The following is a 20,532-nucleotide window of genomic DNA, read 5'->3' on the forward strand; positions in this document are numbered from 1 at the left end:
CTGGAGCTAGGTCCAGGGTCAAGGAGAACGGATGCGTATCGGCACCCTCGCCCAGGCCACCGGCCTGAGTCGCGACACCCTGAGATTCTACGAGCGCCAGGGGCTGCTCAAGGCGCGGCGGCGGACCAACGGCTATCGTGACTATCCGCCTGAAGCCGTGGAATGGCTGGGCTACATCCGTACCGCCCAGCGACTGGGTTTCAGCCTGCAGGAAATCGCCGCCAACCTGGAGGACGTCGAGCGCGCTGCCGATCCGGATGCCTATCTGCAGGAGCTGCTGCGCGACAAGCTCAGGCTCATCGAGGCGCGTATCGACGAATTGCAGGCGTTGCGTGGGGTGCTGTATTCGCGCCTGGATGAGGGCTGTCCGCTGCGGGGGTAGCCGAGCGTTGGGCTTCGCTGCGCTCAACCCAACCTACCAACTGGAGATGGCCGCCTGCTCTGACAGCCCCCTCTCCCCTTGGGAGAGGGTTGGGGTGAGGGCGAGCCTCGCGCAACGAAGTCACCTGTGGAAAAGGCTGCGCCGTTTTCCACGCTACGGCTCTGAAGGCTACTCGGATAGCCCCCTCTCTTTTTGGGAGAGGGTTGGGGTGAGGGCGAGCCTCGCGCCACGAAGTCACCTGTGGAAAAGGCTGCGCCGTTTTCCACGCTACGGCTCTGAAGGCTACTCGGATAGCTCCCTCTCTTTTTGGGAGAGGGTTGGGGTGAGGGTGAGCCCCGCGCCATGAAGTCACCTGTGGAAAAGGCGGCGCCGTTTTCCACGCTACGGCGCTCGCTCTGCGGCTGAGGCGGCTTTGTCTCCGAAGCCAACGAATGCGGACGCCTAGGCCCCCTCCTCCCCATAGCCCTCGGCCAGATGCTGGTCCTTGAGCTTCACGTAGTTGCCGGCGCTGTACGTGAAGAAGGCGCGTTCCTTCTCCTCCAGCGGGCGGATCTGCTTGACCGGGCGGCCGACGTAGAGGTGGCCGCCTTCCAGCCGCTTGCCTGGCGGGACCAGACTGCCGGCGCCGATCACCACGTCGTCCTCCAGCACCGCGCCGTCCATGACGATGCTGCCCATGCCCACCAGCACCCGGTCGCCAATCGTGCAGCCGTGCAGGGTCACCTGGTGGCCGACGGTGACGTCGTTGCCGATCAGCAAGGGATAGCCGTCCGGATTGAAGGGCCCGGCGTGGGTAATGTGCAGCACGCTGCCGTCCTGGATGCTGGTGCGGGCGCCGATGCGGATGCGATGCATGTCGCCGCGGATCACCGTCAGCGGCCATATCGAGCTGTCTGCGCCGAGCTCGACATCACCGATTACCACGGCGGTGGCGTCGACGAAGGCGCGTTCGCCCAGGTGCGGGGTCTTACCCTGGAAGGTCCTTATGGTCACGATAGATACCTTTTCTCGTCGGAAGGGTCTTGAGACCTATTAGGATGGGCTCCATATATAACTGTCAAAGCCATCGCCCCGAGGGGAACGCCGTGAGCGCCAGCAATCCGCTGCTTCAGTCCTACGACCTGCCGCCCTTTTCCGCCATCAAGCCCGAGCACGTCGAGCCGGCCATCGATACCGTCCTGGCCGAGAACCGTGCCGCCCTGGCCAAGTTGCTGGAGACGCAGAAGGAACACCCCACCTGGGCCGGCCTGGTGCTGGCGATGGACGAGCTGAACGATCGGCTGGGCCAGGCCTGGAGCCCCATCGGCCACCTCAATGCCGTGTGCAACAGCGCCGAGCTGCGCGCCGCCTATGAGGCCTGCCTGCCCAAGCTGTCGGCCTATTCCACCGAGATCGGCCAGAACAAGGACCTCTTCCAGGCCTACAGCCGCCTGGCCGAAAGCGAAGAAGCCAAGGGCTTCGACGCCGGCCAGAAGACCACCCTGGAACATGCCCTGCGTGATTTCCGCCTGTCCGGCATCGACCTGCCGCCGGCCGAGCAGCAGCGCTATGCCGCCATCCAGGCGCGCAAGTCCGAGCTGGGCAGCAAGTTTTCCAACCAGTTGCTCGACGCGACGCAGGCCTGGACCAAGCACCTCACCGATGAAGCCGCCCTCGCCGGCCTGCCCGAATCGGCCAAGGCCCAGCTGCAGGCCGCTGCCCAGGCCAAGGAGCTGGACGGCTGGCTGGTGACCCTGGAATTCCCCAGCTACTACGCGGTGATGACCTACGCCGATGACCGCGCCCTGCGCGAGGAAGTCTATGCCGCCTACGCCACCCGCGCCTCCGAGCAGGGTCCCAACGCCGGCCAGTTCGACAACGGCCCGGTGATGGAGGAATTGCTCGACCTGCGTCAGGAACTGGCGCGTCTGCTGGGCTACGCTAACTATGCCGAGCTGTCGCTGGCCACCAAGATGGCCGAGAGCAGTGATCAGGTGCTGGGTTTCCTGCGTGACCTCGCCGTGCGCTCAAAGCCCTTCGCCCAGCGCGACCTGGAAGAACTGCGTGCCTTCGCCGCCGAACAGGGCGTGCAGGATCTGCAGAGCTGGGACACCGGCTATTTCGCCGAAAAGCTGCGCCAGCAGCGCTATTCGCTGTCCCAGGAAGAGGTCCGCGCCTGGTTCCCGGTGGACAAGGTGCTCTCCGGCCTGTTCGCCACGGTGCAGAAGCTCTATGGCATCGAGATCGCCGAACTGCGCGATTTTGAGAAGTGGCACCCGGACGTGCGCCTGTTCGAGATCAAGGAAAACGGCACCTCCATCGGCCGCTTCTACTTCGATCTCTATGCCCGCGCCAACAAGCGCGGTGGCGCCTGGATGGACGGTGCCCGCGACAAGCGTCGCGATGCCCAGGGCCGGCTGATCGATCCGGTGGCCTACCTGGTCTGCAACTTCACCCCGGCCAGCCCCGGCCAGCCGGCGCTGCTCACCCATGACGAGGTGACCACTCTCTTCCATGAATTCGGCCACGGCCTGCATCACCTGCTGACCCGCGTCGAGCACGCCAGCGTCTCCGGCATCAACGGCGTGGCCTGGGATGCGGTGGAGCTGCCCAGCCAGTTCATGGAGAACTGGTGCTGGGAGCCCGAGGGCCTGGCGCTGATCTCCGGTCACTACGAGGCCGGCGAGCCACTGCCCCAGGAACTGCTCGACAAGATGCTGGCGGCGAAGAACTTCCAGTCCGGCCTGATGATGCTGCGCCAGCTGGAATTCTCGCTGTTCGACTTCGAGCTGCATGCCACCCATGGCGATGGTCGTAGCGTGCGTGACGTGCTGGAAGGCATCCGCGACGAGATCTCCGTGGTCCGCCCGCCGGCCTACAACCGCTTCCCCAACAGCTTCGCGCACATCTTCGCCGGCGGTTATGCCGCGGGTTACTACAGCTACAAGTGGGCCGAGGTGCTGTCCGCCGATGCCTTCGCCAAGTTCGAGGAAGAAGGCGTCTTCAATCCGCAAACCGGTCGGGCCTTCCGTGAAGCCATCCTGGCCCGCGGCGGGTCCCAGGCGCCCATGGTGCTGTTCGTCGACTTCCGCGGCCGCGAACCCAGCATCGATGCCCTGCTCCGCCATTCCGGGCTGAGCGAGGAGGCGGCGTGAGCGAGCCGATCCGCAAGAGGTTCATCGCCGGGGCGGTCTGCCCGGCGTGCCAGGCGCAGGACACCCTGAAGATGTGGACCCAGGACAGCACGCCCAACCGCGAGTGCGTCTCCTGCGGCTACAGCGACACCCTGGACGAGCGCGGCAATTCGGTCCCCAAGGAATTGCCGACGCGGGTCAATATCAGTGCTCTCAAGCCCAAGAAGCCCGATCCCAAGGTGCAGGCCGTGCAGTTCTTTCCCAATCCCAAGCTGAAGAAGCCGGAATAGGGAAAGGCGACCTTCGGAAAAGCCGCGCCTGGTCATTCAGGCGCGGCTTTTCCGTTTCCAGGCTGGAGAAAATCCCTCCGCGCAAGGCTTGAATGCAGGCGAGAACGGGCGTCAGCATAGGGGGGTCCCAGGCTTTATCCACAAAAAGCGGATTCGATAGCCAGCCGATCATCTTTTTAAGATATTGATAATAAAGGATTTTTATTTGGTCCCTAACGGGATTTGGGGATTTATCACAGAGTTATACCGCTTTTATCCCCGATTTATCCACAGGCTGTGCGTCCGGGAATGACCCGGGAGTCTTTTTCAGTAACCAGACTCCAAGTGGATAACCGCTGCCATCGTCCTCTACGAGGAAGCTGCCGATGCGTACCCTTCTTTCCACTGCAGCCCTCTGTCTGATCGGCAATCTGGCCCTGGCCGCGCCTCCGGATCACGGGCCTGGCGGGCCCAAGGGTCCGCACGGACCGGGCTGGCAGGAACAGGGTGGCCCCCATGGCCAGGGACCGGGCCCTGGATCGCGCGGCCAGGGTCGCCCGGGTGCCGGACCGGCCGCTGGTGGACCGCCGGATCTGGGACCGGCGCGGGAACGCATCCAGGCACTGCGCGGCCAGATCGGCCGCGGTGGCGACCTGCCGCCAGGACTGCGTCTGGAACGCGGGCACCCTTTGCCTCCCGGGTATGGCCGACCGCTGCCGCCGGGTATCGCCCGCCAGCTGCCGGATTATCCGGGCTACGAATGGCGCCGCCTGGGGACTGACATGGTGCTGGTCGCCGTGGGCACTGGGCTCGTCTACGCCATCCTGCAGGGCGTGCTGGACTAGCCTGACCAATTCTTTTACCGGCAGCCCTCGAACAGTGCCGAGTTCACCGCAGGCTCTGGCGCGGCCTCCTCGCGCCGGTTGACCCGACATAGACCGCCAGCGCGCCGGCGCAGGCGATAAATGGCGAAAGGCCTCTGGCACAGTGCCAGCCCGGATTTCAGTAGAATAGCCGCCGCGCGCGGCCGCCTTTCGCCTCCAGTGGGTAGGGAAACCGGGCCGCTCCGCATCGGTCTCAACGCCCACCGCTCGCCAAGGATTTCCCATGAGAGCTCTGCCCCGTCTGCTGCCGCTGGCCCTGTTCGCCCTGCTCGTGGGGCACAACGCCCCGGCCCGCGCCGAACCCGGTCTGTTCAATCTGCTGGTCGGCAGCTATACCGCGGGCAGCAGCCAGGGGCTGTATGTCTATCGCTTCAACAGCCGCAATGGTCAGATCGATGGCCCGCTGCGCATCGTCAAGGCGTCCAACCCCTCGTTTCTGACCCTGTCGCGGGATGGCCGGACCCTGTTCGCCGTCAACGAGAATGGCCGGGGTTCGAGCGGCGACAGCATCGGGCGGGTCACTTCCTATCGTTTCGAACCCGGCAATGGCCGCCTGCAGCAGGTCAGCCAGGTCAAGAGCCTGGGCGACGAGCCAACCCACTCCAGCCTCAGCACCGACGGCAAGTTCCTGTTCGTGGCCAACTACTCCAGCCTGCCGGAAGGCTCGCTGGCGGTGCTGCCGATCCAGGACGGCGGCGTGCTCAGCCCGGTGGCGCAGATCGAATTCCACCAGCCCAGCGAACAGCACCCGCGCCAGCAGTCCAGCCATGTGCACGCGGCGGTGACGACCCCGGATGGCCGCTTCGTCTTCGCTCCTGATCTGGGCGCCGACAAGGTATTCGTCTATCGCTATCTGCCGCAGCAGCCGGAACGGCCGCTGGTGGCCGCGGAGACACCCTTCGTGCCGGTGCCGGAAGGCAGTGGGCCGCGCCACCTGGTGTTCAGCGCCGATGGCCGCTACGCCTACCTGACCCTGGAGCTGACCGGTCAGGTGATGGCCTTCGCCCACCAGGACGGCATGCTGCGGCAGTTGCAGAGCTACAGCCTGACGCCCCAGGAATTCACCGGCGAGCGGGATGCCGGGGCCCTGCACCTGTCCGGCGACGGACGTTTCCTCTATGTCGCCAGCCGTGGCACGGACAACCAGCTTGCCGTGTTCGCGGTGAATCCCGACGGCACCCTGACCTTTGTCGAGCGCCATCCGGTCAATGGCCTGTCGCCGCGGGAATTCGCCCTTGACCCGTCCGGGCGGTACCTGCTGGTGGCCAACCAGAAATCCAACCAGCTCAAGGTCTTCGCCCGGGATCCCGACAGCGGCAAGCTCGGCGATGAATTGCAAAGCCTGGACGTCGGTGCTCCGTCCGACCTCAAATTCGTCGCGGTACCCTGATGACCCACTTCGACCGTCTGCACCATGTGGCGCTGATCTGCGCCGACTACGAACGCTCCCGGCACTTCTATACCGAGATCCTCGGGTTGCCGGTGATCGCCGAGACCTATCGCGAGGCCCGGCGCTCCTGGAAGCTGGATCTGGCAGTGGGAACGCATGCCCAGCTGGAGCTGTTCTCCTTTCCCGATGCCCCGCCCAGGCCGTCGCGCCCGGAGGCCCAGGGGCTGCGCCACCTGGCTTTCGCCGTGGCTGACCTGGACGCCACTGTCGCCCACCTGCAGGGCCATGGCGTGGTCACCGAGCCCATCCGTACCGACGAGCTGACCGGCAGGAGATTCACCTTTTTCGCCGATCCGGACGATCTGCCACTGGAAGTCTACGAGCGCTGAGTTCGGCTCAGGTCGCAAGCCGTGCGCCGGCCAGGGACTCGCGCGGCATCTCCAGCTCTTCCAGCAGCCAGTCGAGAAAACGCTGCACCAGCCGCTGGCGCCGCTTGCGCTCGGGCAGGATGGCGTAATAGCCATAGCGCGAGGTGGCCAGTCCGGCGAAGGGGCGACAGAGCAGTTCCTGCCGCAGCAGATCGTCCACCAGGTGACGCCAGCCGATCGCCAGCCCCTGGCCGGCGATGGCCGCCTGGATCACCAGGGTGTAGTTGTCGAAGCTCAGCACCGCGCCGGACGGCGCCGCGGGCAGGGGCGCCAGGTCCAGTGCCGGCAGCAGGGTCTTCCAGTCGTACCAGCGGCTGTTGGGCGCCGCCTTGAGATGCAGCAGCGGCCAGCGCCCCAGCTCCATGGCGGGCAGCGGCGGCTGCCGACCCTGGAGCAGGCGCGGACTGCACACCGGAAAGACCTCTTCGCGAAACAGCGGCCAGGCTTCGCCATGCTTGAAGCGGCCGTCGCCGAAGCCCAGGGTGATGTCGATCTCCGGACCGGGCAGCGGCACCCGGTCGCTGGTGACCAGGCTGACGTCCAGCTCCGGGTGGCGGGCATGGAAACGCGGCAGGCGCGGCAGCAGCCAATAGGCGGCGAAGGCGAAGTCGGTAGCCACCTGCAGGACCTCATGGGCAGGCCGGGCGGTGACCAGCCGCACCCCCTCGTCCAGGGTAGCGAGACCGGCCTCGACGTATTCCTGCAGCAGCCGTCCGGCCTCGGTGAGCAGGATGCCGCGATGGACCCGATCAAACAGCCGGACCTGCAGCTGGGCCTCCAGGCGCTTGATCTGCTGACTGATGGCCGGCTGGGTGGTGCCCAGTTCGCTGGCGGCTGCGGTAAAGCTCAGGCGACGCGCCACCACCTCGAAGGTGCGCAGGCTGTCCAGCGCCAGGGCAGGGCGATCGGCTGGGAGGGTAGCGTCCAAAAGGGCTTTCCCGTGGAGATTAGACATAAGCCCAGCTTATCCGAAACATCACTCCAGATGGCCTTCACGCAGATTTTTCAGCATCGGATGATGGGCTACCCATAAGCAACCCTGATCCTAGCGGAGGCGCTCTTGTCCAAGCCGATGAACATCCTCTTTCTCATGGCCGACCAGATGGCGGCGCCCATCCTGCCACTGTACGACCCTGCCTCGCCGATCAAGCTGCCGAATCTGCAACGCCTGGCCGAGCGCGCCGTGATGTTCGATTCCGCCTATTGCAACAGCCCGCTGTGCGCACCCTCGCGCTTCACCCTGGTGAGCGGCCAGCTGCCGTCGAAGATCGGCGGCTACGACAACGCCGCCGATTTCGCCGCCGACATCCCCACCTATGCCCACCACCTGCGGCGCCTGGGCTATCGCACGGCGCTGTCGGGCAAGATGCACTTCTGCGGACCGGACCAGTTGCACGGCTACGAAGAGCGCCTGACCAGCGACATCTATCCCGCCGACTACGGCTGGGCGGTGAACTGGGACGCGGCGGACGTGCGCCCGAGCTGGTACCACAACATGTCCTCGGTGCTGCAGGCCGGACCCTGCGTGCGCACCAACCAGCTGGATTTCGACGAAGAGGTGGTCTTCAAGGCGCGTCAGTACCTCTACGATCACGTGCGTCGCGGCGATGACCAGCCGTTCTGCCTGACCGTGTCCCTGACCCACCCGCACGATCCTTACACCATTCCCCGCGAATTCTGGGACCTGTACAACGAGGTCGACATCCCGCTGCCGGAAGGCGCCATTCCTCAGGCCGAGCAGGACCCCCATAGCCAGCGCCTGCTCAAGGTGATCGATCTGTGGGACAAACCGCTGCCCGAGGCCAAGATCCGCGACGCCCGCCAGGCCTACTACGGTGCCTGCAGCTATGTCGACGCCCAGGTCGGCCACCTGCTCAAGACCCTGGAAGAGTGCGGTCTGGCCGACGATACCGTGATCGTCTTTTCCGGCGACCATGGCGACATGCTCGGCGAGCGCGGACTCTGGTACAAGATGCACTGGTTCGAGATGGCCGCGCGGGTACCGCTGCTGATCCATGCGCCCGGCCGCTTCGCCCCGGCGCGAGTGCAGGCCTCGGTGTCGACCATGGACCTGCTGCCGACCTTCGTCGAGCTGGCCGGCGGCCAGTTGCCGGAGGAGCTGCCGCTGGATGGTCGTTCGCTGCTGCCGCACCTGGAAGGCCGGGTAGGGCACGACGAGGTCATTGGCGAATACCTGGCCGAGGGCACCGTCAGCCCGCTGCTGATGATCCGCCGCGGCGCCTACAAGTACATCCATTGCGAACTGGATCCGCCGCTGCTGTTCGATCTGCACAATGATCCGCTGGAGCGCGAAAACCTGGCCGCCAGCCCCGACTATGCCGAGCTGCTCGCCAGCTTCCAGGCCGAGGTCCGCCAGCGCTGGGACCTGCCGCGCCTGCACGGCGAGGTGCTGGCCAGCCAGCGGCGGCGGCGCTTCGTCGCGGCGGCCCTGGAGCAAGGCGAGCGGACCAGTTGGGATCACCAGCCCTTCGTCGATGCCAGCCAGCAATACATGCGCAATCACATCGACCTCGACGACCTGGAGCGTCGCGCCCGCTACCCTCAACCCTGAACCGCTAACTGGAGCACGGCCATGAAACACGGAATCATCGCTACCTTCACGCTGGCCCTGGTCAGCCTGTCGGCTCAGGCCGAGGACCAGGCCTGCGCAACGGTTCGCCTGGCCGATCCGGGCTGGAGCGACATCGCCGCCACCAACGCCCTCACCGGCGCGATCCTGAGTGCACTGGGTTATACCGGCAAGGTCGAGACCCTGGCGGTGCCGATCATCTACGGCGGCATGCGTAACGGGCAGGTGGATGCCTTCCTTGGCAACTGGATGCCGGCGCAGCAGGCGCACTACGACCAGTTCGTGAAGACCGGGCAGGTCACCGAGCTGGCGCAGAATCTGGTCGGGACCGAATTCACTCTGGCGGTGCCCACCTATGTCTGGGAAGGCGGGGTGAATAGCTTCGACGACCTGGCCAAGCACGCCGACCAGTTCGGCAAGAAGATCTATGGCATCGGCGCCGGCGCGCCGGCCAACCAGTCGCTGCAGAAGATCATCCAGGACAACGAATTCGGCCTGGGCGGCTGGCAACTGGTCGAATCCAGCGAACAGGCCATGCTGTCCCAGGTCGGGCGGGCGGTGAAGCGCGACAAGTGGGTGGTCTTTCTCGGCTGGACGCCGCATCCCATGAACGTCGACTACCCGATCAAGTACCTGACCGGGGGCGACAAGTATTTCGGTACCGCCGGCACGGTGAACACCCTGACGCGCAAGGGCTACGCCGAGCAGTGCCCCAATCCGGCCCGGCTGCTGACCAACATGAAGTTCACCCTGGACATGGAAAACGCCGTCATGAGCGCCGCGCGGGACAAGGGCGGCAGCTACGACACCGCCGCCAGGGCCTGGCTCAAGGCCCATCCCCAGGTGCTGGAGCCCTGGCTGCAGGGGGTCACCACCCGCGACGGCCAGCCCGGCCTGCCGGCGGTACAGAAAGCGCTCTGACCGCTAATTCTCCGAGCGCTACTTGAGCCCGAGCCGCCGCGCCAGGCGGGCGAGGTTGGCGCGGTCCAGCCCCAGGGCGGCGGCGGCCAGGGTCCAGTTCTGCCCATGCTGTTCCAGGGCCAGGGTAATGGTCTGCCGCTGGAAGGCCTCCGTGGCTTCGCGCAGGGAGGCGGCGGGCAGGGCGGGATCCTCATCGGGCAGGGCCGTGCTGCCCAGTGGCAGGCCGAGCTGATCGCTGTCCAGGGTCAGGATGCCGCCGCGTTCCTCGCTGCCGGCATGGGCCTTAAGCGCCGCCCGGCTGATGAGGTGAGAGAGTTCGCGCACGTTGCCCGGCCAGTCGTAGGCCAGCAGGGTCCGTTGCGCCGCGGGGGTCAGCCGGAGGCCGCGCAGGCCCAGGCGGGCGCGATTCTGCTCTAGGTAGAAACCGGCCAGTAGCAGGACGTCGCGGCCACGCTCGCGCATGGCCGGCACGGCCAGCGGATAGACGCTCAGGCGATGGTAGAGATCGGCACGAAAGCGCCCGGCACGCACGCAGTCGGCCAGGTCGCGATTGGTGGCGGCGATGATGCGCACGTCCACCTTGAGATCGCGATCCGAGCCCAGCCGCTGCAACTGGCCGCTCTGCAGCACCCGCAGCAGCTTGGCCTGCACCGTCAGTGGCAATTCGCCGACTTCGTCGAGAAACAGGGTGCCGCCATCGGCCAGTTCGAAGCGCCCGCGGCGTTCGCTGACGGCCCCGGAAAAGGCACCGCGCACATGGCCGAAGAGTTCGCTTTCCACCAGCGCCTCGGGCAGGGCCGCACAGTTGAGGCTGATCAGCGGCCGCTGCTGGCGCAGCGAGCGCGCGTGCACGGCTTCGGCGACCAGTTCCTTGCCGACCCCGGTCTCGCCGGTGATGAGCACGGTCAGATCGCTGGCCGCCACGGTCTCGATCTCCTGGCGCAGGCGCAGGCTGGCCGGACTCTGGCCGATGAGTTCGCGAGGCCGCTGGTGCCCCACCGATTGCTGATAGGCCACGGTCAGCTCGTGCTCGCTGACGATGCGCGCGGAGAGCTGGCCGATGCGCTCGGCGGCGGCCACGGTGGCGGCGGCCAGCCCGGCAAAGGCCGCCAGGGTGGTGAGATCCTCGGGCTGGGCGTTCTGCGCCTGCAGCGAATCCAGGGTCAGCAGGCCCCAGAGCTGGTCCTGCACATAGAGTGGACAGCCCAGGCAGTCGTGGACCTCCAGATGCCCCTGCACGCCTTCCACCAGCCCATCGTAGGGATCGGGCAGGTCGCAATCGAGGGCGAAGCGGGTGGGCGCGCGACTCGCCAGCAGCAGCGCCAGGCGCGGGTGCTCGCCGACCTTGAAGCGGCGGCCCAGGGTATCGGCCGCGAGCCCGCGCACCGCCAGGGGCACCAGCACCTCGCCATCCAGTCGTAGCAGGGCCACCGCATCGAAGGGCAGGACCTGGCGCAGGGCGTCGAGCAGGTTGGCATAGCGCTGCTGATCGGGTAGGTCGCGGGCCAGATCCGCCACCAGTGGCACCATGGCTTCGAGCAGGGTGGTACGGGTCAATTTGACCTCGGCGAGTCATAGGGACCTGGTCATTATGACCAGGTCCCCGGATAAAAGACTGATCTAGCGCAGTTTTTTGGTTGGCACGACTCGTGATACGGCCAGGGCAGTCCTGTTTGGAGATCCCTGCCATGCTGTCATCAGACCAAAAAGCCATCATCACGGCTACCGTCCCGCTGCTGGAAACCGGCGGCGAGGCCCTGACCCGGCATTTCTACGACAAGTTGCTCGGCGACAACCCCGAGATCCGTCCGCTGTTCAACGGCGCCCACCAGGCCAGTGGTGCCCAGGCGCGGGCGCTGGCCCGGGCGGTACTCATGTATGCCCGCTACATCGACCGGCTGGACACCCTGGGACCGCTGGTGGAGCAGATCGTCAACAAGCACGTCTCGCTGCAGGTGCAGCCGGATCACTATCCCCTGGTGGGCATCGCCCTGCTGCAAAGCATCCGCGAAGTGCTGGGAGCCGAGGTGGCTACCGATGCCGTGATCGACGCCTGGGCCGCCGCCTATGGCCAACTGGCCAATCTGCTGATCGGCGCCGAGGAACACCGCTATGCGGCCCAGGCCGAGGCGCCCGGTGGCTGGCGTGGCGGGCGGCCGTTCCGCATCGCCCGGATCGAGCCGGAAAGCGAAGAGATCAGCTCCTTCTACCTGGAGCCGGTGGACGGCCTGCCCACCAGCATCGCCCAGCCCGGCCAGTACCTGGGACTGAGTGTGATCCTCGATGGGGTGGAATACCGGCGCAACTATTCGATCTCGGCGGCCAGCGATGGCCGTGGCTACCGGATCAGCGTCAAGCATCAGCCGGGTGGGGTGGTCTCGCGCTTCCTGCACACCGATGCCCACGAAGGCAGCGTGCTGCAGGTCTTCGCACCGGCCGGTGAATTCGTCCTGCAGCATTCCACCCGGCCGCTGCTGCTGATCGCCGGCGGGGTCGGCATCACGCCGTTGCTGCCCATGGTGTCGGCGGCGCTGCCAAGCGGGCGACCGATCCAGCTGATCCACTGCACCCGCCATGTCGGGGTGCAGGCCTTCGGCCACTGGCTGGAAGAGCAGGCCGCCCACCATCCGCAATTGCAGCTGTACTTCTGCTACAGCGAGCCGGTGGCGGAAGAGGTCTACGCTTCGCGGCTGGACCGGGCGCGCCTGCAGCGCTGGTTGCCCAAGGGTCGCGATTTGGACGCCTACGTCCTCGGCCCGCAGCCCTTCATGGCCCAGGTGCGGCGTGATCTGCTGGAGCTGGGGGTGCCGGAGCAGCAGATCCGTCACGAGTTCTTTGGTCCCGCCACGGATCTCTGAAAGCAGAAACGCCCACGGTCTGGCGACCGTGGGCGTTTCTTCGAGAGCCAGGGTGCCGTCTCTGAGCGGCGCCTTGCCGTCAGCGACCTAGCGACGCTGGTAGACGATTTCCTTGCTACCACTTTCGCAGCTGCCCACCACCTTGGCGGAGGCGCTGGCGCTGCCCTTGTCTACCACCTCGAGACTGTAGTGCGCTACCTGCTTGGCCTGCAGCTTGGCATCGATATCGGCCTTGACCGTGTCGCACGAGGTGCTAGCGGCGAAAGCACCGCTGCTCAGGGCAAACAAACCGAGGGTAATCACGACTCTACGCATCTTGCCTGTCCTTTTGCGAGGGGAGGGAGGTCTTGAGTATCTACTCAGCTGGCTTCGATACGGAAGCCGATCTTCAGGGTGACCTGATAGTGCGCCACCTTTGCGTCCTGGATGTGACCGCGGATTTCACCCACTTCGAACCATTCCAGGTTCTTCACCGACTTGGACGTCTCGGCGAGGGCATTATTAATGGCGTCCTCGACACTGGTGGTGGAAGAGCCAACGATTTCCAGCTTCTTGTAGGTGTGATGATCGGACATGAAAATCTCCTGGGTCAGCAATGACGGGCGCTGCAGCGGATAACCGGCAACGCGTAGACCGGTGTCGCGGTCGACTCGCCGGGAAGGGTGCTTCTGACATTTGAGGCCGCGAAAGGCCCCGATAAGTTCACTGCCCAGGCTCTCGCCCACTGCTTTGCAGCACTTTCCAACGCCTCGGTAGTCACATTTCCTGAATCCGTCCATCCCAGGAGGTTGTCATGGCCCGTAATACCGATTACCAGGCGTCCATCGCCAGCATCGAGAACGAAATCAACAGCCTGCTCGACTCGCTGGCATCGCTGAAGAAGAACGCTGCACGCGAATCCCGCAGCAGCCTGAATTCCTTCAAGAGCACCGCTCGCGAAGCCCTGCATCATTCGGGCGATTCGCTGGAAGAAGTCTATGACGACGTGCGTCGTCTGACCCGTCAGTACGGTCGCGCCGCCAGTGGCGTGGCTCGCGAACATCCCTGGGCCACCGTCGGCATTGCTGCTGGCGTGACCGTCCTAGTCGGCTGGGCACTGCTGCGCGGCGACCACTGATAGTGGCAGTCCGAGGCATCCCAAGGGATGCCTCAGGCGCTAGCGCTCGGCCAGCTCGGTTCTGAGCCAGGCCGCCAACCGCTCCACCCGCTCATCCGCCAGCCGACCCGGCGCCCATAGCGCCAACTCCGCACCGGTCGCGGCGAAGCCCCAGGGCGCAACTAGCCTGCCCGCCTTCAGATCCGCCGCCACCAGTGGCTCCGGTGCGATCGCCACGCCCAATCCCGACAGCGCCGCCTCCAGCAGGTAATAGAGGTGCTCGAAGCCCTGCCCGTAATCCAGCACCGGCGCCTCCAGGCCCTGGGTGGCAAACCACTGTGGCCAGGCCTGGGGCCGTGACAGGGTGTGCAGCAACCGTTCGGCCAGTAAGGCCTGCAGGTCGCCTTCCCTGAGCCGCAGATAGGCCGGGCAGTAGGGACTCAGCACCGGCCCGATGCGCTCGGGCGCCAGGTGATAGGGTAGGACGTCCGGAGGGGGTGCGGTCTCGGTGAACAACAGGCTGGCATCCAGGCCGGCGGCGGCCAGTGGGGTGTCGTCGGTACGGGTCGAGAGGTGTAGGCGCAGCTCCGGCAGATCGCGATTGAGGCGATCCAGCCGCGGAATGAACCAGCGCGCCACCAGGCTGCCCGGGCAGCCCAGCACGAACGGCCCCCGGCGACTGCCGGCCTTGAGTTCGGCGCTCACCTCACGCAAGCGCTCGAAGACCTCGCCACTCACCTCTCGCAGGCGCAGCCCCGCCTCGGTCAGCGCCAATCCCCGGCCTTCGCGGCGAAACAGCGCCACTCCCAGCTGTTCCTCCAGTGCACGGATCTGGCGGCTCACGGCGCCATGGGTCACGTGCAGTTCGTTGCCGGCGCGACTCATGCCACCCAGACGGGCGGTGGCCTCAAAGGCGCGCAGGGCATTCAGCGAAGGCAGGTCGCGGGCATCGCTCATCTGTGAGATTTCCTAACGGATCATCACGATCTTATCGATTTATCCGCGGCACTCAAGCGGGTAAGGTAGATCCATCTTCATAGGAGAACCCCATGACCCAGTTCGCTTATCGCCAGGGCCCCGACGCTCAAGGCATGTTCGGCCAGTTCGGTGGTCGCTATGTCGCCGAAACCCTGATGCCGCTGATCCTCGATCTGCAGCGCGAATACGAGACCGCCATGGAGGATCCGGCGTTTCTCGAGCAGCTGGCCTACTTCCAGCGCGACTACGTCGGTCGTCCCAATCCGCTGTACTTCGCCGAGCGCCTGACCGAGCACTTCGGCGGCGCCAAGATCTATCTCAAGCGCGAAGAGCTGAACCACACCGGCGCGCACAAGATCAACAACTGCATTGGCCAGATCCTGCTGGCCAAGCGCATGGGCAAGACCCGCATCATCGCCGAGACCGGTGCCGGCATGCACGGTGTGGCCACCGCTACCGTCGCCGCGCGCTTCGGCCTGCCCTGCGTCATCTACATGGGCAGCACCGACATCGATCGCCAGCAGACCAACGTCTTCCGCATGAAGCTGCTGGGCGCCGAGGTAATTCCGGTCACGTCCGGTACCGGCACCCTCAAGGACGCCATGAACGAGGCGCTGCGCGACTGGGTAACCAACGTCGCCGACACCTTCTACTTGATCGGCACCGTGGCCGGTCCGCACCCCTATCCGGCCATGGTCCGCGATTTCCAGGCGGTGATCGGTCGCGAGACCCGCGCGCAGATCCTAGAGAAGGAAGGACGCCTGCCCGACAGCCTGATCGCCTGCGTCGGCGGCGGCTCCAATGCCATGGGCCTGTTCCACGAATTTCTCGATGACCAAGACGTCGCCATCATCGGCGTCGAGGCCGGCGGCCACGGCGTCGACACCGACAAGCATGCCTCCAGCCTCAACGGCGGGGTGCCCGGGGTACTGCACGGTAACCGTACCTTCCTGCTGCAGGACGACGATGGCCAGATCATCGATGCCCACTCCATTTCCGCCGGCCTGGACTATCCCGGCATCGGCCCGGAGCACGCCCACCTGCACGACGTGAAGCGCGTGGAATACGTACCGATCAACGACGACGAGGCGCTCAAGGCCTTCCACCAGACCTGCCGCCTGGAGGGGATCATTCCGGCGCTGGAAACGGCTCACGCCCTGGCCGAGGCCTACAAGCGCGCGCCGCACCTGCCCAAGGACCACCTGATGGTGATCTGCCTCTCGGGCCGCGGCGACAAGGACATGCAGACCGTGATGAGTCATCTGGGAGACAAGCTATGAGCCGCCTGGAAACCCGCTTCGCCGCGCTGAAGGCCGAGGGCCGCGCGGCCCTGGTCACCTACACCACCGCCGGCGATCCGGACTACGACACCGCACTGGCCATCCTCAAGGGCCTGCCGGCGGCCGGTGCCGACGTCATCGAGCTGGGCATGCCCTTCACCGATCCCATGGCTGACGGCCCGGCCATCCAGGCCGCTGCCCTGCGGGCCCTGCAGGCGGGCCAGAATCTGGCCAAGACCCTGGAGATGGTGCGCGACTTCCGCCGCGGGGAAGGCGAGACGCCACTGGTGCTGATGGGCTATTACAACCCCATCCATCGTTATGGTGTGGAGCGCTTCCTGGCGGAAGCCGCCGAAGCGGGTGTGGATGGCCTGATCGTGGTCGACCTGCCGCCCGAGCACGACGCCGAGCTGGCGCTGCCGGCCCAGGCCGCCGGCATCGACTTCATCCGCCTGACCACTCCGACCACTGATGACGCCCGCCTGCCACGCGTACTCAACACCAGCTCCGGCTTCGTCTACTACGTGTCCGTCGCTGGGGTGACCGGTGCCGGCTCGGCCACCACCGAGCACGTCGAGGCCGCCGTGGCGCGCCTGCGCCGTTTCACCGACCTGCCCCTGGCCGTCGGCTTCGGCATCCGTACCCCCGAGCAGGCGCGGGTGATCGCCCGCATCGCCGATGGTGTGGTGGTGGGCTCGGCGTTCGTCGACCAGATCGCCAAGGCTGCGTCCTCGGGCGCTGCCATCGACGGCGTGCTTGGCCTCTGCAAGCAGCTGTCGGACAGCGTACGCACCGCGCGCTAGGCCTTCGCCAGCTCTCCAAAAGACCGCTTCAGGCGGTCTTTTTTTATGTCTGGACAACCAGCAAGCTGTGCATAACCCTGTGGGCAGTCTGTTCGCTTTCAACGCAGAACCGCGTGGCAGAAGGGCTGGACGGGTACTCGGCCTGTTGATCGAATACGTTACGGCTTGATCCGCCGAGTCAGGCTGCGAACACCGGATCGCTTTGCCGTCATTGCCTGACAGGTAAAGGCTGTGGATAAGCCCTGGGCAAGTTGTCAGCAACCGATCAGGCGATTGCTCGGGAAAAGTTGATCAATAAATAGCCAATTCGATTCAGGTCACTCGAACGGCTGAAAGCGGACCCGGCCTCCGGGTTTTCCCACATCTGCTGTGTGCGTGCCTGTGGAAAAGATGTGGGACCTGACCTGTACGCCATGACTGGCAAGGCCTGCAGAGGATCGTACAAAAAATGATCAATCCACTTTCGGCTGTTTTCCACAACCCACAATAGAGCTGCATAGGGCTGTGGATAGGTTGTTCGTCTAGTGCCAGAGGCCAGAGCTGGTGCGGCTTACAGAGAATCGATCAAATATTGACCAGTTTTTCGGGATATTCCCAAGTCAAGGGATTTCTGCTGCCATCCCAATGAGTTATCCACGTCTGTTCAGCGCCGGGCTCAGCAATCGTCGCTAAAAGTCTTGTGGATAACTCTGTTGATTTTCTGTTTGGAAGGCTGTGCATGACTGCTGTGGCCTAGCGCAGCGTCACCTGCTGGCGCAGGCCTGTGGCGGGCAGCGTGAAGGCGCATTCCTCGAAGGTGGCCATGCGCATGCGCAGCGGCGGATTGTTGCTGTAGCCGTATTGTTCGGTGGGCATGCCGATGAAATTGGTGTCCAGCTGGCTGTTACCGTTGCTGTCGTGGATGACCGATACGGCATAACGCCCGGGCGGCAGCTCGAAGCGCTGCTCCTGGGCACCCGCCTGCGCGGCAAGATGGGCCTGGGCCACCGGTGTCTTGTGCTCCTTCCAGGCCGCTTCGCTGTCGAACACCGCCAGCAGTAGCTGGCCCCCCGAGGCGTCGACCGTCTCGACCCGCACCTGCAGTTCGGCGGCGTGCAAGAGACCGCTCAGACAGAGACCAGCGACCAGCAACAGAGACTTCATGGGCATTCCTTCAGCAGGGAGAGGGCGTCAGCCGCAGCAGCTCGGCCGGCTGTTCGAAGAAGAGATCGGGATGTTGGGCGCGCAGTGTCGCCGGGCAGCCATAGCCCCAGGCCACGGCCGCGCAGCCCAGACCGGCGCGGCGCGCGGCCTGGAGGTCGCGTAGCTCGTCGCCCACATAGAGCGCATCGGCCGGCGCGACACCCTGGCGGCGCAGCAGGCGGGTCAGGCGTCGGGCCTTGCCCAGCAGGGGGATGTCGAATTCGCCAGCGGGGAACAGATGTCCGGCCTGGGGCAGTACCTGGTGGACGGCCGCGGCGGAGTTGGAGGTCGCCAGGCCCAGCTGCAGGCCGCTGGCCTGCAAGCGGTCGAGGGTGGCGGAAATCTCGGCGAAGGGCAGGACCTGATCGCCCCGCTGGGCCAGCAGCCGGCGATAGTGCCGGGCGATGCGTGGCACCTGCCAGAGGGGGATACCCAGGCTGTCGAGCAGACCGGTCAGGGAGGCGGCGCGCAGCCGGGGCCACTCGTCGGCGGCTGGCTGGCGAAAGCCATGGGTTCGCGCCAGCTCGCCCAGGCAGCTCAGCAGAAAGGGCAGGCTGTCCGCCAGGGTGCCGTCGAAGTCGAAGATGACGTAGCGATAGCTCATGCGAGAGAGGCGCGGTGGGCGAAGGCGCCAGCGTAGCGGTCGCCTCCCGGTTTTGCCACCGCGACGGGATCCGGCAGGGGTGTCCCTGCCGGACAGGTCACACGCGGAAGCGGCGGATCTGGCCGTTGAGCTCCACTGCCAGCTCGGAGAGCTGCTGGCTGGCGGCGCGGGTCTGCTCGGCACCGGCAGCGGTCTGCACCGACAGATCGCGGATGCGCACCAGATTGCGGTCCACCTCGCGGGCCACCTGGGCCTGCTCTTCGGCGGCGCTGGCGATCACCAGGTTGCGCTCGTCGATGCCCGACACCGACTGGGCGATGGCGGCCAGGGCGGCGTTGGCCGACTGCGCCTGCTCGCGGGTCTGGCGCGCCTGGTCGGCACTGGTCAGCAGCGCATCGACGGTCTGCCCGGTGCCCTGCTGGATGCTGCCGATCATGCCTTCGATCTCGCGGGTGGATTCGCCGGTGCGATGGGCCAGGGCGCGGACCTCGTCGGCGACCACGGCGAAGCCGCGACCGGCATCACCGGCACGCGCCGCTTCGATGGCGGCGTTGAGCGCCAGCAGGTTGGTCTGTTCGGCGACCGAGCGGATCACGTCCAGCACCTGGCTGATATTGCGGGTCTGCTCGGCCAGCTGGCGGGCCTGTTCGCTGGCACCCAGCACGTTCTCGGTCAACACCTCGATGGCGCCCAGGGTATCGCCCAGCTGCCGCTGGCCCTGGCGCGCGGTATCGGCGGCCTGGCGCGATTCGGACGAGGTGGAGGTGGCATTGCCGGCCACTTCGTCCACCGCCTGGCTCATCTCAGTGACGGCGGTGGCCGCCATCTCGATCTCACTGTTCTGCTGTTGCAGACCGTGGGCGCTCTCCTGCATGACCGCGGTCATTTCCTCGGCGGCGGAGGCCAGCTGGGTAGCGGAATGGCCCAGGTGCCCCAGTGTGTCGCGCAGATTGGTCTGCATCTGCTGCATGGCCTGCAGCAGCTGGGCGGCTTCGTCGTGACCGCGGGTATCCAGGGTCTGGGTCAGATCGCCGCTGGCGATGGTCCGGGCGGCGGCCACGGCCTCGGCGATGGGCCGGGTCATGCTCAGGGTCAGGCGCCAGGCCAGCAGCACGGTCAGACCCAGGGCCAGGGCGATGACCATCCAGGTAATGGAGGTGGCCTGGGCATAGGTGTCGCCGGAGTGCTGGGAGGCCGCCTTGATGTCTTCCTGGTTGATCTTGCGCAGGGCTTCGGTGCGCTCGTTCATCTGTACGCCGAGCTGGGCCATGCTGGTCTGGATCAGGCTGCGGGCCTCGTCGAGCTTGCCGGCGCCAATCAGATCGGCCAGCTGCGCGGTGTAGCGGACATAGTCGCCATGGATCTGGCGCAGGCCGTCGAAGGCCTGGCGCTCGCGATCGCCGCTGATGAGTTTCTCATAGCGCCCGAACCCCGCGCCGATGTCGGCATTGATGCTGTCGATCTTCTTGCGCGTGTTGGCGACGGTGGCGGCGTCCGGAATGGCCAGCAGGCGCAGCACCTCGACCCGGGTACGGGCCAGTTGCAGGGCGAGGTTGTCGGCTTCGACGATGCTGGGCACGTTGTTGGTCTCGATTACCTGGCCCTGGGCACGGATCTGCGACAGTTGCAGCAGGCCGAACAGGCCCAGGCTGGCGACGAGGATGGCCAACAGGCCGAAACACAACACGCTGCGAATGGCGAGGGAGAAGGAACGAAAGGTCACGGCGGCAGCCCCGGTGAAGAGTGAGGCCCCC

Annotated in this window: 21 protein-coding genes; 12 read left to right on the top strand and 9 right to left on the bottom strand. The window is 65.9% G+C overall.

Annotated elements, in window-relative coordinates; translation table 11 throughout:
* Positions 1 to 31: 31 nt before the first annotated feature.
* Positions 32 to 382 (top strand): MerR family transcriptional regulator, encoded by a 351-nt coding sequence (locus AABM56_RS00120; protein WP_133860245.1) that lies wholly within the window; start codon positions 32 to 34, stop codon positions 380 to 382.
* 441 nt (positions 383 to 823) lie between these two features.
* On the opposite strand, the gene AABM56_RS00125 is transcribed toward AABM56_RS00120, so the two are convergent.
* Positions 824 to 1,375, bottom strand: coding sequence for a gamma carbonic anhydrase family protein (locus tag AABM56_RS00125; protein WP_133860246.1), 552 nt, complete (start codon positions 1,373 to 1,375; stop codon positions 824 to 826).
* A gap of 44 nt (positions 1,376 to 1,419) precedes the next feature.
* On the opposite strand from AABM56_RS00125, the gene prlC reads away from it, so the two are divergent.
* From prlC to AABM56_RS00150, 5 genes are all read left to right on the top strand, one after another.
* Positions 1,420 to 3,516 carry an oligopeptidase A gene (gene prlC / locus AABM56_RS00130; RefSeq protein WP_347883778.1) on the top strand — a complete coding sequence of 699 codons (2,097 nt, stop codon included), beginning with the start codon at positions 1,420 to 1,422 and terminating at the stop codon, positions 3,514 to 3,516.
* On the top strand, positions 3,513 to 3,785 hold the full coding sequence (locus AABM56_RS00135) for a YheV family putative zinc ribbon protein (protein WP_133860248.1): 273 nt from the start codon (positions 3,513 to 3,515) through the stop codon (positions 3,783 to 3,785). The genes prlC and AABM56_RS00135 overlap by 4 nt, the downstream gene beginning before the upstream one ends.
* 365 nt (positions 3,786 to 4,150) lie before the next feature.
* Positions 4,151 to 4,609: an anti-virulence regulator CigR family protein gene (locus tag AABM56_RS00140; protein ID WP_187980773.1), complete on the top strand. Its 459-nt coding sequence runs from the start codon at positions 4,151 to 4,153 to the stop codon at positions 4,607 to 4,609.
* Positions 4,610 to 4,871: 262 nt separating this feature from the next.
* Entirely contained in the window at positions 4,872 to 6,038 is a 1,167-nt protein-coding gene (locus AABM56_RS00145; protein ID WP_263258553.1) for a lactonase family protein, read from the top strand.
* Positions 6,038 to 6,427 (top strand): VOC family protein, encoded by a 390-nt coding sequence (locus AABM56_RS00150; protein ID WP_064307108.1) that lies wholly within the window; start codon positions 6,038 to 6,040, stop codon positions 6,425 to 6,427. The genes AABM56_RS00145 and AABM56_RS00150 overlap by 1 nt, the downstream gene beginning before the upstream one ends.
* A 7-nt stretch (positions 6,428 to 6,434) precedes the next feature.
* On the opposite strand, the gene AABM56_RS00155 is transcribed toward AABM56_RS00150, so the two are convergent.
* Positions 6,435 to 7,421: a LysR substrate-binding domain-containing protein gene (locus AABM56_RS00155; protein ID WP_133860251.1), complete on the bottom strand. Its 987-nt coding sequence runs from the start codon at positions 7,419 to 7,421 to the stop codon at positions 6,435 to 6,437.
* Positions 7,422 to 7,538: 117 nt separating this feature from the next.
* On the opposite strand from AABM56_RS00155, the gene betC reads away from it, so the two are divergent.
* The gene (gene betC, locus AABM56_RS00160; protein ID WP_133860592.1) at positions 7,539 to 9,038 is read left to right on the top strand and encodes a choline-sulfatase; all 1,500 of its coding nucleotides are present in this window, start codon (positions 7,539 to 7,541) and stop codon (positions 9,036 to 9,038) included.
* Between the two features lie 21 nt (positions 9,039 to 9,059).
* Positions 9,060 to 9,977, top strand: coding sequence for a choline ABC transporter substrate-binding protein (locus AABM56_RS00165; protein WP_133860252.1), 918 nt, complete (start codon positions 9,060 to 9,062; stop codon positions 9,975 to 9,977).
* Between the two features lie 18 nt (positions 9,978 to 9,995).
* Here the strand turns inward: AABM56_RS00165 and norR are convergent, their stop codons facing one another.
* Positions 9,996 to 11,534 carry a nitric oxide reductase transcriptional regulator NorR gene (gene norR, locus AABM56_RS00170; RefSeq protein WP_133860253.1) on the bottom strand — a complete coding sequence of 513 codons (1,539 nt, stop codon included), beginning with the start codon at positions 11,532 to 11,534 and terminating at the stop codon, positions 9,996 to 9,998.
* A gap of 131 nt (positions 11,535 to 11,665) precedes the next feature.
* On the opposite strand from norR, the gene hmpA reads away from it, so the two are divergent.
* A complete protein-coding gene (hmpA, locus tag AABM56_RS00175; RefSeq protein WP_347883779.1) occupies positions 11,666 to 12,835 on the top strand; it encodes an NO-inducible flavohemoprotein in 1,170 nt (389 codons plus the stop codon).
* An 87-nt stretch (positions 12,836 to 12,922) separates the two neighbouring features.
* Here the strand turns inward: hmpA and AABM56_RS00180 are convergent, their stop codons facing one another.
* A complete protein-coding gene (locus tag AABM56_RS00180; RefSeq protein WP_263258551.1) occupies positions 12,923 to 13,150 on the bottom strand; it encodes a DUF1161 domain-containing protein in 228 nt (75 codons plus the stop codon).
* Between the two features lie 44 nt (positions 13,151 to 13,194).
* Positions 13,195 to 13,410 carry a dodecin gene (locus AABM56_RS00185; protein WP_017641514.1) on the bottom strand — a complete coding sequence of 72 codons (216 nt, stop codon included), beginning with the start codon at positions 13,408 to 13,410 and terminating at the stop codon, positions 13,195 to 13,197.
* Positions 13,411 to 13,628: 218 nt separating this feature from the next.
* On the opposite strand from AABM56_RS00185, the gene AABM56_RS00190 reads away from it, so the two are divergent.
* Positions 13,629 to 13,952 carry a YqjD family protein gene (locus AABM56_RS00190; RefSeq protein WP_007160170.1) on the top strand — a complete coding sequence of 108 codons (324 nt, stop codon included), beginning with the start codon at positions 13,629 to 13,631 and terminating at the stop codon, positions 13,950 to 13,952.
* Between the two features lie 39 nt (positions 13,953 to 13,991).
* Here the strand turns inward: AABM56_RS00190 and AABM56_RS00195 are convergent, their stop codons facing one another.
* Positions 13,992 to 14,888 (bottom strand): LysR family transcriptional regulator, encoded by an 897-nt coding sequence (locus AABM56_RS00195; RefSeq protein ID WP_133860256.1) that lies wholly within the window; start codon positions 14,886 to 14,888, stop codon positions 13,992 to 13,994.
* Positions 14,889 to 14,980: 92 nt separating this feature from the next.
* Here AABM56_RS00195 and trpB point away from each other — a divergent pair, with 92 nt between their 5' ends.
* Positions 14,981 to 16,189 (top strand): tryptophan synthase subunit beta, encoded by a 1,209-nt coding sequence (trpB, locus tag AABM56_RS00200; protein ID WP_347883780.1) that lies wholly within the window; start codon positions 14,981 to 14,983, stop codon positions 16,187 to 16,189.
* Positions 16,186 to 16,992 carry a tryptophan synthase subunit alpha gene (gene trpA / locus AABM56_RS00205; RefSeq protein WP_133860258.1) on the top strand — a complete coding sequence of 269 codons (807 nt, stop codon included), beginning with the start codon at positions 16,186 to 16,188 and terminating at the stop codon, positions 16,990 to 16,992. Before trpB ends, trpA begins: the two co-directional genes overlap by 4 nt.
* A gap of 732 nt (positions 16,993 to 17,724) precedes the next feature.
* Here the strand turns inward: trpA and AABM56_RS00210 are convergent.
* The 3 genes from AABM56_RS00210 to AABM56_RS00220 all read right to left on the bottom strand — a co-directional run bounded on the left by AABM56_RS00210 (position 17,725) and on the right by AABM56_RS00220 (position 20,501).
* Positions 17,725 to 18,135 (bottom strand): DUF2141 domain-containing protein, encoded by a 411-nt coding sequence (locus AABM56_RS00210; RefSeq protein ID WP_133860259.1) that lies wholly within the window; start codon positions 18,133 to 18,135, stop codon positions 17,725 to 17,727.
* Between the two features lie 10 nt (positions 18,136 to 18,145).
* The gene (locus AABM56_RS00215) at positions 18,146 to 18,778 is read right to left on the bottom strand and encodes an HAD hydrolase-like protein (RefSeq protein WP_347883781.1); all 633 of its coding nucleotides are present in this window, start codon (positions 18,776 to 18,778) and stop codon (positions 18,146 to 18,148) included.
* Between the two features lie 97 nt (positions 18,779 to 18,875).
* Positions 18,876 to 20,501, bottom strand: a complete 1,626-nt coding sequence (locus AABM56_RS00220) for a methyl-accepting chemotaxis protein (protein WP_347883782.1) — start codon at positions 20,499 to 20,501, stop codon at positions 18,876 to 18,878.
* Positions 20,502 to 20,532: the final 31 nt, after the last annotated feature.

Source organism: Pseudomonas aestiva (genome assembly GCF_039908605.1).
Taxonomy (GTDB): Bacteria; Pseudomonadota; Gammaproteobacteria; order Pseudomonadales; family Pseudomonadaceae; genus Chryseomonas; species Chryseomonas aestiva.